The sequence below is a fragment of the Eisenbergiella massiliensis genome, from assembly GCF_003435485.1.
This window is the reverse complement of record NZ_QVLV01000033.1, coordinates 26,933-40,121: the sequence shown is the minus strand read 5'-3', so window position 1 is coordinate 40,121 and position 13,189 is coordinate 26,933. Positions and strand designations below refer to the sequence as shown.

Sequence of the window (13,189 nt, the reverse complement as noted above, 5' to 3'; positions counted from 1 at the left end):
AAAGAGGAATTCCTTTCGCAAACTACTATCTTTTGCGAAAAGAAAATCCTTAATTTACAGGATAATCCCGATTGCTCAATTTGGATTTATTATAGAATAAGTTTTGTATTTTGTCAATCTATGTATAAAATATAAAGTTATTATCTGTTTTTCTTCCAAAAAATTTTTTACTGATGCGGCAGGCAGCCTGCCGGACAGAAATATTAATTTATGAACCGTCAAAAATCCCGTCAGAAAATGGAGGATGCCTATGGCAAGAAAAGGGGAAAATATTTATAAAAGAAAAGACGGCCGTTGGGAAGGCAGATACCGCCTTCCGGATACCGGCAGGAACCCGTATCGTTCAATATACGGAAAAACGTATCATGAGGTCAAGGAAAAGTTGATCCTTAAAAAGCAGGAGCTGGTTTTTAAAGATCAGAAAAAAATGCGCCTTCCATCAAAGCTGACCATAGGGGAAGCGGCCGGACTGTGGCTGGAAGAAAACAGCGTAAAATGGAAGGAATCTACCTACGCCACCTATCGCTCCATTACGGAAAAGCATATTATCGGCGCGCTTGACCGGATGCCGGCAGCCGCTTTTACCCAGGATGCGTATAGGGATTTTTTTGTGCGGCTGGAAGGAATGGAAAGGGTGGGAAAAAGGCCCGGTGAAAAATTTTCCCACTCCTACCTGCATCAGATTCATATCATATTCAGCCAGATTTTCCGTTTCCTGGATAGAAAATACCACTGCGGAATTCCGGCGTATCCCTGTCCGTCTGCCGGCGGCGTGCCACGGGTGACTGTCACGCCGCAAACCATGGATTTAAGACGGCTGGAAAAACGCCTGATTGACCAGGCCGGAAAACAGGATGCCACCAGCCTGGGGATTTTGCTGTCCGGCTGCTGCGGGCTTCGTATCGGGGAGCTCTGCGCGCTTCAGTGGGGAGATATTAACCTGGAACAGGGCACCCTCCGGGTGACGAAAACAATGCAAAGGATCCGCACATTCCAGAAAGGCAGGACCGGAACAAAGGTCATCATTTCGGAGCCGAAATCCAGAACTTCCAACAGGGTAATCCCGCTTCCGGGCTATCTTCTTTCCTTTCTTAAGGGAATGGAAGGAGATAGGAAGGGTTTTTTACTCCAGGGGAAAAAGAAGGAATACCTGGAACCACGCACACTGCAGTACCGTTTTCAGAGGATTTTGAAGGAATTGCAGATTCCCTGCTTTAATTTTCACGTGCTCAGACATATATTCGCCACAAACTGCATTGCCAGCGGTTTCGATATGAAAACACTGAGTGAGCTTCTGGGACATGCCAACGTTGCCACAACCATGAAAATATATGTACATTCCGATATGGAAAGGAAGAAACAGCTGATGGCGGGATACAGAATGGCCTCCTGAGGAGGTTGTTTTAAAGACCGTCAAAAATTTGGTCAAACGACACTATATATATGTAGTACAGACAAGCCTGCCGCAGGATTTCGCAAAAGATAGTATTTTACGAAAACACCGTATTTATACACAATTCGGATACTGCAGAAGAAAAACAAAAGCGTATCGGCCAAAAGGGATCGTGTATGAGGGAGGTATTCATATTATGTGTAAAACATGATTGAATATATAAATTAATGACGCACAAGGAGGAGAAGAAAATGAAAAGTAAGTCATTAAAAAAGGCGCTTGCTGCAATGCTTGCACTGAGTCTTGTTATGGCTCCGGTGATGGGAGTGAGCGCAGCGCCCGGTACCAGCGGAAATGATGCCACAGGGAAGGTTACCACAACCACAAACAGCAATGCGTCCACAGAATCGAATACTTCCGTTTCCGCAGCGGAGGCTGTAGTGATTCCTGCCACAAGCAGTGTAAAGGTGGGCGGAAAAGTCCTGGTTACAACAATCAAGGGAGCTTATATGTCCAAGACAATTCCCGGAACAGTAGTAATGACGGACAAGGCTGCTATAGCCGCAGCATACGGTCTGGCAGCAGGCGAACAGCCTTATGTAAGAATCTACGACATTTCTGAAAAGAAGAGCCCGGCCGCACTGGCAAGCATTAATGCAGCGGCAGGTGCTGTCGGCGGTACTGTGGTAGCTACCGTAAATATGGAACTTGGCAAGCTGGCAGGCGGAAAATTCTCTCTGCTGGCACAGGGCGGAGCGCCGATTACCATGGTATTCGGTATTCCAAAAACAGCGGTAAAGGCCGGCTATGCCTATGCAATGCTGTGCGTACGTCCCGGCGGTATGGTTGAGGTACTTCCTGATCTGGATACCGATCCGAATACCATAACCTTCAATACAACGGGCGGACTTGGCGCGTATGCAATGATTATGTATCCCGCAGCTTAAGCAGGCTGTTTGTCAATGCTGCAAAAATACCATAAAGAAGAGGTCTGGGAGATGATTGGCAGGCGGCTGCCGGTTATTTCCCAGTATTCTCGTAAAGGATAGATATGCTGTCTAATTGGAAGATAAGCAAATCGGCGGTTTATCTGCTGTTTATCATACTGCTGTGTTTCTGCCTGTGCCAGTATGGCCTGCAGAGATTGTTCGGCTTTTCACTGTTCCCGGATGAATTCGGCTATTGGGCCCCGGCAGCGGAAATGCTGGGCTGGGACTGGTCGGAATCCGTCTCATTGGGATCGTACTATTCCTTTGGTTACAGTCTGATTTTGACACCTGTTTTGTATTTTGTAAAGGACTCAATCACTGCCTACCGGACGGCGGTGGTTCTGAACATGATTCTGATGTGCGCGGGATTGTGCCTCCTGTACAGCCTTATGCGTATGCTTTTTTCCGGAATTGATAAAGAGAGGGCTGTGCTTATCAGTGGGATTGCCGTGCTGTATCCGCCCTGGATCTTTTATATGCAGATGACGATGACAGAAGCGTTACTTCTGTTTTTATATATACTGATTTGCTGGCTGTTGATACGTTTCCTGGAAAATCCCCGGGCGCTGACGGCAGTTTTTCTGGTGCTGGCGCTGGTATACATATATTTTGTGCATATGAGAAGCATTGGACTCATTGCAGCGGGAGGAATCACTCTGTTTATATGGGCTTTCGGCAGCAAAAATATCGGCCGCCGGAGAAAAATATTGCTGGTATTGGGGGTGCTTGTGTGTCTGTTCCTTTTGGGCCTTCGCATGAAAAATGTGCTGATTGGACTGCTTTACCATACAGCTTCCAGTGAGGTACTCAGCTATAATGATTATTCCGGTCAGTGGGACAAGCTGCGTTATCTGTTTAGCATACAAGGCTGGAAAATTTTTCTGGCAGGCTGTGCGGGAAAGGCGCTCTATCTGGGGCTGGCCACTTATGGGCTGGGATACGGAGGTATTTTTTTCGCGGTAAAAAAAGCGGCAGGCTCCATAAAAAGCATTAAAAACAGGAAGGCAGACAGCCGTTCCTATTTCTGGATATTCCTTACCCTGGCTTCTTTGGCCCAATTTTTTGTCACTGTTATTTATACTGTCGGCAGCGCAGAAAGCGGTAATGAACGGCTGGATTTGTTTCTTCAGGGCAGGTACAGCGAACTGATGGTTCCTGTGCTGATTGCGCTGGGACTCGCACAACTTCTGGAAAGTGGAAAAATATGGATGAAAACTGCGCTGACGGCAGGCGGGACGGCGCTGCTTACGCTGGTTGCCGTCTGTGTGGTGAAAGGCAGCAAAACCGGCATGACCAATATACATGGTTATACCATGCTTGGCATGAGCTATATGCTGAAAGAAGGCGCCTGCCAGCCGGCGGATTTTTTATGGAAGGCATGGCTTTTCGGCACTGTTCTGGCGGGCGCGGCCGCCCTGGTTGCGGCGTTGTGCCGGAAAAACAGGCAGATGAGCTGGATTTTAACGCTGCTGATTATTCTGGAAACGGCCCTGAGCCTGCAGGCCGGAGAACATTATATCTATATCGGCAATTCCTACGGCTATGGGGATGTGCGTATGGCGGATAAAATAAAGGAACTTACGGCATCACGGACGGAGCGTATTATTTTCATATATGAAGGCGGTACGCCTTATATTCAACAGGTCCAGTTCAGGTTGAGAGATAAAAAAGTGGACATATGGGACAGTCAGGAGCTTGAAAGCAAGTGGGAGCATCTGGAGGAAACGGACAAAGTGCTTCTGGAGTCCGAAAGCCAATATAAAGAAATATTTGAGGCACGGTTTGAAAAGAGCTGGGAAGCCGGCCATTTATGTCTGTATTACAATTCACAGTAAGAGCGGCGTTTAAAACCTGGCAGCTGCTGCACGAACGGAGGAAAGGGAGGCTGTTATGAAACTGATGATTCAAATCCCATGCTATAACGAAGCGGAGACGCTGGAGGTGGCATTAAACGATCTTCCCAGGCAACTGGAAGGCATTGATGAGATTGAGTATCTGATTATCAATGACGGAAGCCATGATGATACGGTGGAGGTGGCCCGGAACTGGGGCGTGCATCATGTGGTAAACTTTAAGCAGAACAAGGGGCTGGCCAAGGGCTTTGTGGCGGGTCTGGACGGTTGCCTGAAATGCGGGGCGGACATTATCGTAAATACGGATGCGGACAACCAGTACTGCGGCAGTGATATCGAGCATCTGATCCGGCCCATTTTGGACGGAGAAGCGGATATGGTGATTGGGGAGCGCCCTATCGACGATACGGAACATTTTTCTTATGTGAAGAAAAAATTACAGCACTTTGGCAGCTGGGTGGTGCGTAAGGCCTCCAACACGGAAATACCGGACGCCCCCAGCGGTTTCAGGGCTTTTTCCAGAGAAGCCGCCATGCGGATGAATGTGGTGAATGACTATACCTACACCCTGGAGACCATTGTTCAGGCCGGGCGGGAAAAAATCGCAATTTCCAGCGTACCCATCCGGACCAATGCGGAGCTGAGGCCTTCCAGGCTGTTTAAAAGCATATGGGGTTATGTGAAAAAGTCGGTGCTGACCATACTGCGTGCTTATATGATGTACAAACCGCTGATGTGTTTTACTTTGCTGGCGATTCCCAGTGTTGTGATCGGGTTGGGGATTGGGGTAAGGTTCCTGTATTTTCTTGCCAATGGAACTGGCGGGGGGCATATACAGTCCCTGATTCTGGCATGTACACTGATAATCATCGGTTTTCTCACTTTTATGATTGGATTGATGGCAGATGTGATCGCGGCAAACCGGAAGATACTGCAGGATGTGCAATATCATGTGAAACGGATGGAATACGATAAAGAGGAACCGTCAAAAGATGGCAGGAGAAAAGAAAGCGGGAAAGAAATTTTGTATTTCTCCGCAGACAGAAATGAAGAAGCGGCAGTAAGGTAAAGGAGACAGCTGACAGATGAAAGTAAAAAAAGTGGTACTGCAGTTTCTGTGCTCCGTTTTATTCGGGTGTTTTCTGACACTTCCTGTTCTGGCAGATGAAGCCTCGACGGCAGAAGAAAATAAAAATATTCAGGGGACGTTGATGATGACAGCAGCGGAAACCCAGGGAAGAAAGCAGCCTTCAGACAATGCGGAAGTGATGGCAGAATTGCCTCCGGGGACGCATGTACTGGTTACCGGGCCGAAAGAGGACGGATGGTATGAAGTCTATTATCAGGGAGAGAAGGTATTCGTTCCGGCAGGGGCGTTGACTTCGCCAGCGCTTGATGCAGAGGCTTTGGACAAGGAAATGAAGAAGGCGGAAGAAGAGGACATCGCATTTATAGAGTCATTGGAGATACAAAGAAAAGCAATAGCCAGATCAAAGATTTGGAGTCTGTTGATTAGCGTCCTGATCCTGGCGATGTTTATTACAGGTATTGTATCTGCCTGGAAAAAAGGGAAAAATGCAAAAGCGGGAAATGGTGAAAGATGAGTATAAAAAAGCCGAGAGTTCATGCAGTTGTGGTGACATACAACAGGAAAAAGTTATTGGAAGAATGCGTAAATGCTGTTTTGAAGCAGTCCTATCCGGTAGATAAGTTAATTATTATTGATAATAACAGCACGGACGGTACGGAAGCTTTTTTAAAAGAGAAAAAATTTCTGGATTTACCGGTAATTGATTACCATAAGCTGGAACAGAATATTGGCGGGGCAGGCGGTTTTTCCGAAGGCATAAAAAAGGCAAGGGAATATCAGCCTGATTGGGTCTGGATCATGGATGACGATACGATTCCTGCTGCCGATTGTCTTCAGGAACTGTTAAATGCGGATGCTGCAATCAAAGGGGATGTCAGTTTTTTAGCGAGCAGCGTAAGGGGAATCCATAATGAAGCAATGAATGTTCCTAAAATTAAGAGGGAACAGTTTAATGCCTATATTGACTGGTACGAATATCTGGATAAAGGAATCGTGCAGATTGCAAAAGCTACCTTTGTTTCTCTTTTGATAAACATTGAGGCAATTAAGAGATGCGGATTGCCCTGGAAACCGTTTTTCATATGGGGAGATGACTCGGAATATACGCAAAGGCTGATAAGGGATTATGGTCCGGCATACATGGCAGGCAAGAGTGTGGCCATCCATAAAAGATTTAGTTCGGAAGCGCTGTCGCTGGTAAAGGAAACAAACAGGGAAAGAATCCCCTTATACTTTTACTATTATAGAAATAATCTGATAGGCTTTTGGGAATACGAAACCATCGGTTATCGTTTCTTATGTATGGGAAAATTATTTTACGATTTTTTCTGCGTTTTATTTCAGGGCAAATACAAAGTGAAAAAAATCGGTGTGATAATCAGGGCGTTTTTTTCCTTTGTATTCGGAACCTATGACAGAAATGCCTTCAGAAAAAGGGCAGAAATATAAATCAGGTTTAGCTTCGGATAAGGCTGGTGAATGATGAACAATGATTTGGTGAGTATTATCGTACCCGTATATAATGTTGAAAAATATATAGAGAAATGTCTAAACAGCCTGTTTGGACAGACCTATCGGGAACTGGATATCATACTGGTAGATGATGGTTCCACGGATAAATCAGGGGAACTTTGCGACAGGTTGGCCAAAATGGACAAGAGGGTACGGGTTATCCATAAAAAAAACGGAGGGCTGTCCGATGCCCGGAACCGGGGAATAGATGCTGCCAAAGGCAGATACATTACTTTTATTGATTCTGATGATTATGTATCCGGGAATTATATATGGCACCTTTACAAATTGCTCATAGAATCCCAGGCCGACATAGCAATAACAAGAGCGATTAAAATCTATGAAAAAGAGGAAGCCGGGAAAGAGGATTCCTTTGAGGAAGCTGATACCTGCTGCTTTTCCCCGGAAGAAGCTTTGAAGGATATGCTGTACCGAAAAAATATTCCCGTATATGCCGGGGCGAAATTATTTAAAATGGAAATCTTTAAAAATATCCGATTCCCGAAAGGGGAACTTTTCGAGGATTTGAGCACAGTGTACCTGCTGTTTCATCAGGCGGGAAAAATAGTATTCAACCCGGTAAGGGATTATTATTATCTGCAGAGAAATAACAGTATTGTTAATTCTGAATTTAATCACCGGAAAATGATCCAGGTCAGTTCAACTGAACGGATAATAGCGTTTGCGCAAAAGTATTATCCGGGTTCTGTCAATGCGGCTAAATCAAAGTGTTTTATAACTACGCTGAACCTTTATAAAAGCATACCCGGAGGCAGGAAATTCAGGCAGGACAGAATAACAGCCAAAAAGGTGCTGAAAAAGTATAACAGAGATGTTTTTAAAGATAAAGAGAATAAAAAGCTGACCCGGATGATTGCCGGTTTATCTCTGATAAGCATTGAAGGCGTATGTTTAATCGGCAGGCTTTACCAATGGCTTTTCAGAAAAGGGATAATAAGGCTTTCAAAGCCGGTATAGGGAGTTTGGGTGCGTACATTAATATTAAAAAGTGACAGGGATTCCTTTGAAAAATATTATCTGAAAAAAATGAATGGGAAGGATGCGGCGGCGTTACCTTATTACAGACCGCTGAATGAATTTTTCAGATATTTGTCAGTACTGCACATGCAGAAATTAAAGCTGCCGGGAAGTTCGTTTTGGTATGGCCCCTGGAAAAGGCAAATCCATACGTTTGACAACGTTATTTTATTCGACAGAAATTATAATTGGAATATTATAAAGTACATTCATAAAAAAAATCCGGGCTGCCGGATAATCGTGTGGTATTGGAATCCCCTTGCACAGAGTGTCAGAGTTCCCGGGCGGTACAGAAAATACTGTGAAGAATGGAGCTTTAATATAGCAGACTGCAAGCAGTATGGTCTTAACTATAATGTCCAGTTTACTTTTTGGGACAGCATTAAAACATGGAATTCGAAAATGGAATACGATGCTTATTTTGTAGGCAGAGACAAAGGGAGAAGTGCGCTTTTGCTGCAGATTAAGGAGTTATTGGAAGATATCGGGAAAAAGGTCTGTTATATTATCATAAAAGACGGCACAAGCAAAAAAGGGAAAAATTTCTATTCTGCGCCGGTTTCATATGAAGAAAATCTGAAGAACGTTTCGAACTCCCGATGTATTATTGAGATTGCACAAAAAGGCCAGACAGGACTCACCGTAAGGTGTCTGGAAGCCCTTTTTAACGGTAAAAAGATAATAACAAATAACAGGGAACTGTCTTCTTATGATTTTTATAATCCTTCAGTTATATATGTTTTGCAGGAAAATAAAATATCACAGAAGGACATCAGGGAATTTTTGAATAAGAAAGCGGAACCGGTTACTTCGCAGATATTAAAAAAATATGATTATAAGGCATGGCTGTATAATTTTAACCTGCAGATAAAATGATAATTCTTAGTTATCAGGACGAAAAGATAAAGTGGATAATATAAAGGTGAAAAAAAGCACGAAAGAATGGAAAACTAAAGGAATTGCTGCTGCTTCTTTTATAACGGTTTTTGTAATACAGGCAGGATTGAATACACTGGTGCCATGTATGAGGAGCCTTCCGGATGAGATGGGAGCAGTTGCGTTAGCAGCGAAGGCAGCAGGCTATCATTGGGATTATGTGTTGACGCATCCATCTAAATACTATGGCAGCGGTACCTTTCCACTGCTTTATCCCTTTTTCATTTTTATAAAAAACCCTTTGGTTTTATATCAGTTTTTACTGGGGGTGGGAGCTTTTCTGCATGCCGTACCCGCCTATATATCCTGCCGTATAGTACAAAAGTACTATAGATTTACTGAAAATCAGGTGGAAATATATTTATTGGGGATTGCCTGTTCCTTTTTCACACCCACCAGGGCATCTAACATTGATAATGAGCCTATGCTGATAATGCTGTGCTGGATGATTGTCTATCTGGTTATTGCGCTCCAAAATGAGAAAAAAAGCAGGAGTCATATCTATTCGGCGTTGCTTTCAGCAGTTTTGGTAATTTCCTGTTTATCCCATACGAGAGCCCTTATTTATTCGGCGGCAATATTTATAGTAATTGTTGTTTATTGGATATTTACTAAAAAAATTCTTGTTAATCTGAAGGTCTTTTTACCTGTTTACCTTTGTGGTTTTACCGCTGTAAATATAGTAATTCAGTTTCTGAAGAAGATTTTGTTTACATATAATTCGGGCACAGTTGTTATAAATACCCCCGGTGAGGTAATGTCCAGTGCAGCCGTGAATATCCGTTCTGCATTCTCAAAAGTCGGCCTTCAGTCAATAATAGATCTGCTGCTTTGCAATATATGGATAATTTTTGTGTTTGGTTTTGGAATCCTGCTGTTTTGTGCAGGAGTAGTTTTTTCAGATACAATAAGAAATATAAAATGTCTGTATAAAGGAAACCTGAAATGTGTCGGGAAGGACGAATATTTTCCAATGCTGTTCTGTGTTGCAGGCATATTACTTTCTTTGGCTGGAGTGTGTGTTATATGGCTTCCTAATGCCATGGGAGTTCATTTGGAAGAAACGAATCTCTCCAGGGGGCATTTCTATTTGAGATATTACGGCAATTATTTTGGACCGTTATTTCTCTTCTTTATCATTCGGATCCGCAAAGCGGCAGGGACTGATAAAGGAAAATTAATCGAAAAGACCGCTTTAATAATTGCCGGAATTATGCTGATTATGGTTTATATACTTAACAGCTTTCTGGAAGAGACAAGCATGCATATCAAACACAGCCTGGATTGGTTTTATTATTTTGCCCCATTTTCGGGGAATATGGATATGTGGCCGGAAACATTACAGGATATCGCTTATTTTATATGTTCCACATTGATCTGTACAAATATTTATGTGCTGATAATTGTGCTTTCAATGATGAAAAAACAGAGAATGGTATTAATAATAGTGACATCAGCCCTGCTATGGCAGTATTCCTATGGAGTAGTTCACTTTGATTCGCCTTATGCTTCCAGTGAAAATTACTATCAGTCAGTCAATGCATTCTACAAATTAAGCATTGAGGAAACCGCTGTATTGGAACGGGTAAGCAAAGTATTTTATTGTAATGCAACGTACGGGCCGGAATATATCGTACAGTTTATGCTGCCGGAATATGAAGTGATTACGGATATGTCTTTACTGGATCCGGACTGTAAAAATATTATATTGCTGTCTGATGCCAGACTGGAAGCAGAACAGTTAAAGGGCGGCCAATTCAGTTTTGTTCAGCTGGATAAAAATGAATTTTTATATTTAAATGATCAGGACAAAGTGAACCTGCTGAAGAAAAAAGGATACGTATTCACGGACGCCAATTCATGAGATAGGAGAAAAAATGTTTCAGTTAACACATGAAAGCTGCATATATATAGGATGTCCTCCAATGCTTGAGTCCGGAGGCGCGGAATTGCTGCATCAGTTATGCTTCAGTCTTAAACAGAAGGGCTGCAGGGTATTCATGTTTTATGATTGCAGCCAGGAAGTATGTGAAAACCCCGTCCCGGAGAGATTTCGCATTTATGAAACAAAATACACCCGGCAGATAGAAGATCAGAGTGAAAATTTGCTGATATTGCCTGAATCATTGATTAATTCCTTACGTAATTACCATAGAATCAGGAAATGTATATGGTGGCTGGGAGTTAATCATTATCTTTTGCCGACAGAACTTCATTCCCATAAATATTTAAGAGTGGCCGGACATTATATCTTTAAATGGCTGCACTTAAGAAAAATTGTTACTTTTAGGGATATCAGGAGAGATAAAACAGCAAATTGGGCGCAGTGCTGGTATGCGGCAGGTTTCCTGGAAAGGAAGAAGTTACATAATGTAGCCTATTTGTCAGATTATATTGCAGATACTTTTATAGATTCCTATGTTCAAAGAACGGCCGGATTCACAGATACGGGGAGAAAGAATATCGTCCTGTATAATCCGAAAAGAAATACAAGATACATTCAGAAGCTGATAAAAAGAGATTCTTCTATTCATTTTGTGGCAATCGAAAATATGACGCGTACGCAGGTAATGGAAGCTATGGCCGAAGCCAAGCTGTACGTTGATTTTGGTTCTCATCCGGGAAAGGACAGAATGCCCAGAGAGGCCGCATTGCTGGGCTGCTGTATCCTGACAAGTACCTTGGGAAGTGCGGATTTCTTTGATGATGTCCCCATAATGTCGGAATACAAGTTTGAGAGGACAAACCGGAATATAGACTGTGTTTTACAGAAAATACATTATATTTTAGAGCATTACAGTGAAGAAATAAAAAAATACGATAAATACAGAGAATTTATATTACAGGAAAAGCAAAGATTTAACGAAGATATAGATAAATTATTTCTGTTAACAGAAGAGAAGCAATAGGATGCAGAACAGAAAATCCGTTAAAAAGAATTTTATATTTAATACTGTATTGACGGCAGCCACGATACTTGTGCCATTAATCACGTTTCCGTATATTTCACGGGTTTTATTGGTGGAAGCGAATGGAAGGGTGGATTTTGCAAATTCCATTACCACCTATTTTATTATGTTTTCTGCACTGGGCATTCCCACATACGGGATCAGGGCCTGTGCGAAAGTCAGGGATGACAGGGAAGCTCTGTCCCGGACTGCACAGGAGCTATTCATTATTAATATGGCAATGACAGGGCTGATGTATCTTGTTTTTCTGCTTTGCCTGTTTACCATCCCGCGGCTGCGTCAGGAAAAGATGCTGATGGCCATATTCGGATGCAATCTGTTACTGAATCCCTTTGGATTAAACTGGCTGTATTCAGCATTGGAGGAATATAAGTATATTACAATACGTTCGCTTTGTATTAAAGCAATTTCAGTCGTCTGCATTTTTACATTGCTGCATTCCCCGGAAGATTATTTGAAATATGCTGCAATTTTAGTCTTTTCAAATATTGGTTCCTGCTTTTTTAATTGGTTTAACGCACGGAAATTTATTAACAGGAAATATATCGGAAAATACGAGATAAAAAAGCATATCAAACCAATTCTTATTTTTTTTGCAACCACGGCGGCTGTAAGCATCTATTCTAATCTGGATATGGTAATGCTCGGCTTTATTTCGGGGAACAAAGAGGTAGGCTATTATAGCGCTGCGCTGAAAATAAGAACAGCTCTTGCCACGGTAGCGGTATCCCTGGGTACCGTACTTTTACCAAGATTGTCCTATTTGGCCCAAAATGGAATTTTGGAGGAATTCAGGAAAAATATTAAAAGATCCTTTGAATTTATGTTTCTTATATCAATTCCCTTATCCATATATTTCATTGTATATGCGCGGCCAACTGTTTTTATCATTGCAGGCAGGGCATATGAAGCTGCGATATTACCGACACAATTGTTGCTGCCGACAGTTTTCTTTGCGGGTTTATCCAATGTAACCGGAACCCAGACTTTAATACCTTTGGGAAAGGAGGATAAACTCCTTATTTCTATACTTTTAGGCGCTGTTACAGATATTATCTTAAATTTGCTGTTGATTCAAAAACTGGGGAGTTCCGGAGCGGCTTTTGCAACGATGATCACGGAAATAGTGGTACTGTCTGTTCAATGTATATTTATCAGGCAAATGCTGGCTGAGATTGAAGTTATCCGGTATTGCGTCAGGCCCCTGGCGGCCAGCGGGGCGGCGGTTATCCTATCCGGTTTTTGCGCTGGGGGAATCCGTGGGGACATGAAAGAAATCATTGTTTCTGCAGCGGTATTTTTTCTTGTTTATGCAGCAGTTTTGCTGTTCAGCCGTGAAGAAATGGTCATGGAACTTTTAAAAGAACTAAAACAAAATATTTCAAATAAATAATAAAGGGAAAAATTAA

11 protein-coding genes are annotated in these 13,189 nt (G+C 42.7%); all 11 read left to right on the top strand.

What is annotated here, in order from left to right; all coding sequences use genetic code 11:
- Positions 1 to 250: 250 nt before the first annotated feature.
- The 11 genes from DXC51_RS26850 (at position 251) to DXC51_RS26800 (ending at position 13,173) form a co-directional block, all read left to right on the top strand.
- Positions 251 to 1,393, top strand: coding sequence for a tyrosine-type recombinase/integrase (locus DXC51_RS26850; RefSeq protein WP_117545785.1), 1,143 nt, complete (start codon positions 251 to 253; stop codon positions 1,391 to 1,393).
- A 251-nt stretch (positions 1,394 to 1,644) separates the two neighbouring features.
- On the top strand, positions 1,645 to 2,340 hold the full coding sequence (locus tag DXC51_RS26845) for a hypothetical protein (RefSeq protein WP_117545784.1): 696 nt from the start codon (positions 1,645 to 1,647) through the stop codon (positions 2,338 to 2,340).
- A 104-nt stretch (positions 2,341 to 2,444) separates the two neighbouring features.
- Entirely contained in the window at positions 2,445 to 4,217 is a 1,773-nt protein-coding gene (locus tag DXC51_RS26840) for an ArnT family glycosyltransferase (RefSeq protein ID WP_117545783.1), read from the top strand.
- Positions 4,218 to 4,272: 55 nt separating this feature from the next.
- Positions 4,273 to 5,304, top strand: a complete 1,032-nt coding sequence (locus DXC51_RS26835) for a glycosyltransferase family 2 protein (RefSeq protein WP_117545782.1) — start codon at positions 4,273 to 4,275, stop codon at positions 5,302 to 5,304.
- A 16-nt stretch (positions 5,305 to 5,320) separates the two neighbouring features.
- Positions 5,321 to 5,839 (top strand): SH3 domain-containing protein, encoded by a 519-nt coding sequence (locus DXC51_RS26830; protein WP_117545781.1) that lies wholly within the window; start codon positions 5,321 to 5,323, stop codon positions 5,837 to 5,839.
- A complete protein-coding gene (locus tag DXC51_RS26825; protein WP_117545780.1) occupies positions 5,836 to 6,774 on the top strand; it encodes a glycosyltransferase family 2 protein in 939 nt (312 codons plus the stop codon). The genes DXC51_RS26830 and DXC51_RS26825 overlap by 4 nt, the downstream gene beginning before the upstream one ends.
- Positions 6,775 to 6,804: 30 nt before the next feature.
- The gene (locus DXC51_RS26820) at positions 6,805 to 7,815 is read left to right on the top strand and encodes a glycosyltransferase family 2 protein (RefSeq protein ID WP_117545779.1); all 1,011 of its coding nucleotides are present in this window, start codon (positions 6,805 to 6,807) and stop codon (positions 7,813 to 7,815) included.
- A 9-nt stretch (positions 7,816 to 7,824) separates the two neighbouring features.
- On the top strand, positions 7,825 to 8,751 hold the full coding sequence (locus tag DXC51_RS26815) for a WaaS/CpsH family glycosyltransferase (protein ID WP_117545778.1): 927 nt from the start codon (positions 7,825 to 7,827) through the stop codon (positions 8,749 to 8,751).
- Positions 8,752 to 9,865: 1,114 nt separating this feature from the next.
- The gene (locus tag DXC51_RS29355; protein WP_147332414.1) at positions 9,866 to 10,675 is read left to right on the top strand and encodes a hypothetical protein; all 810 of its coding nucleotides are present in this window, start codon (positions 9,866 to 9,868) and stop codon (positions 10,673 to 10,675) included.
- A gap of 61 nt (positions 10,676 to 10,736) precedes the next feature.
- Positions 10,737 to 11,720, top strand: a complete 984-nt coding sequence (locus DXC51_RS26805) for a hypothetical protein (protein WP_147332413.1) — start codon at positions 10,737 to 10,739, stop codon at positions 11,718 to 11,720.
- Between the two features lies 1 nt (position 11,721).
- Entirely contained in the window at positions 11,722 to 13,173 is a 1,452-nt protein-coding gene (locus tag DXC51_RS26800; RefSeq protein WP_117545775.1) for a flippase, read from the top strand.
- Positions 13,174 to 13,189 lie beyond the last annotated feature (16 nt).

What these genes read in the sequence shown, in the direction of transcription:
- DXC51_RS26850 (WP_117545785.1), top strand. Translation starts at nt 251, where the DNA reads ATGGCAAGAAAAGGGGAAAATATTTATAAAAGAAAAGACGGCCGTTGG.
- DXC51_RS26845 (WP_117545784.1), top strand. Translation starts at nt 1,645, where the DNA reads ATGAAAAGTAAGTCATTAAAAAAGGCGCTTGCTGCAATGCTTGCACTG.
- DXC51_RS26840 (WP_117545783.1), top strand. Translation starts at nt 2,445, where the DNA reads ATGCTGTCTAATTGGAAGATAAGCAAATCGGCGGTTTATCTGCTGTTT.
- DXC51_RS26835 (WP_117545782.1), top strand. Translation starts at nt 4,273, where the DNA reads ATGAAACTGATGATTCAAATCCCATGCTATAACGAAGCGGAGACGCTG.
- DXC51_RS26830 (WP_117545781.1), top strand. Translation starts at nt 5,321, where the DNA reads ATGAAAGTAAAAAAAGTGGTACTGCAGTTTCTGTGCTCCGTTTTATTC.
- DXC51_RS26825 (WP_117545780.1), top strand. Translation starts at nt 5,836, where the DNA reads ATGAGTATAAAAAAGCCGAGAGTTCATGCAGTTGTGGTGACATACAAC.
- DXC51_RS26820 (WP_117545779.1), top strand. Translation starts at nt 6,805, where the DNA reads ATGATGAACAATGATTTGGTGAGTATTATCGTACCCGTATATAATGTT.
- DXC51_RS26805 (WP_147332413.1), top strand. Translation starts at nt 10,737, where the DNA reads ATGCTTGAGTCCGGAGGCGCGGAATTGCTGCATCAGTTATGCTTCAGT.
- DXC51_RS26800 (WP_117545775.1), top strand. Translation starts at nt 11,722, where the DNA reads ATGCAGAACAGAAAATCCGTTAAAAAGAATTTTATATTTAATACTGTA.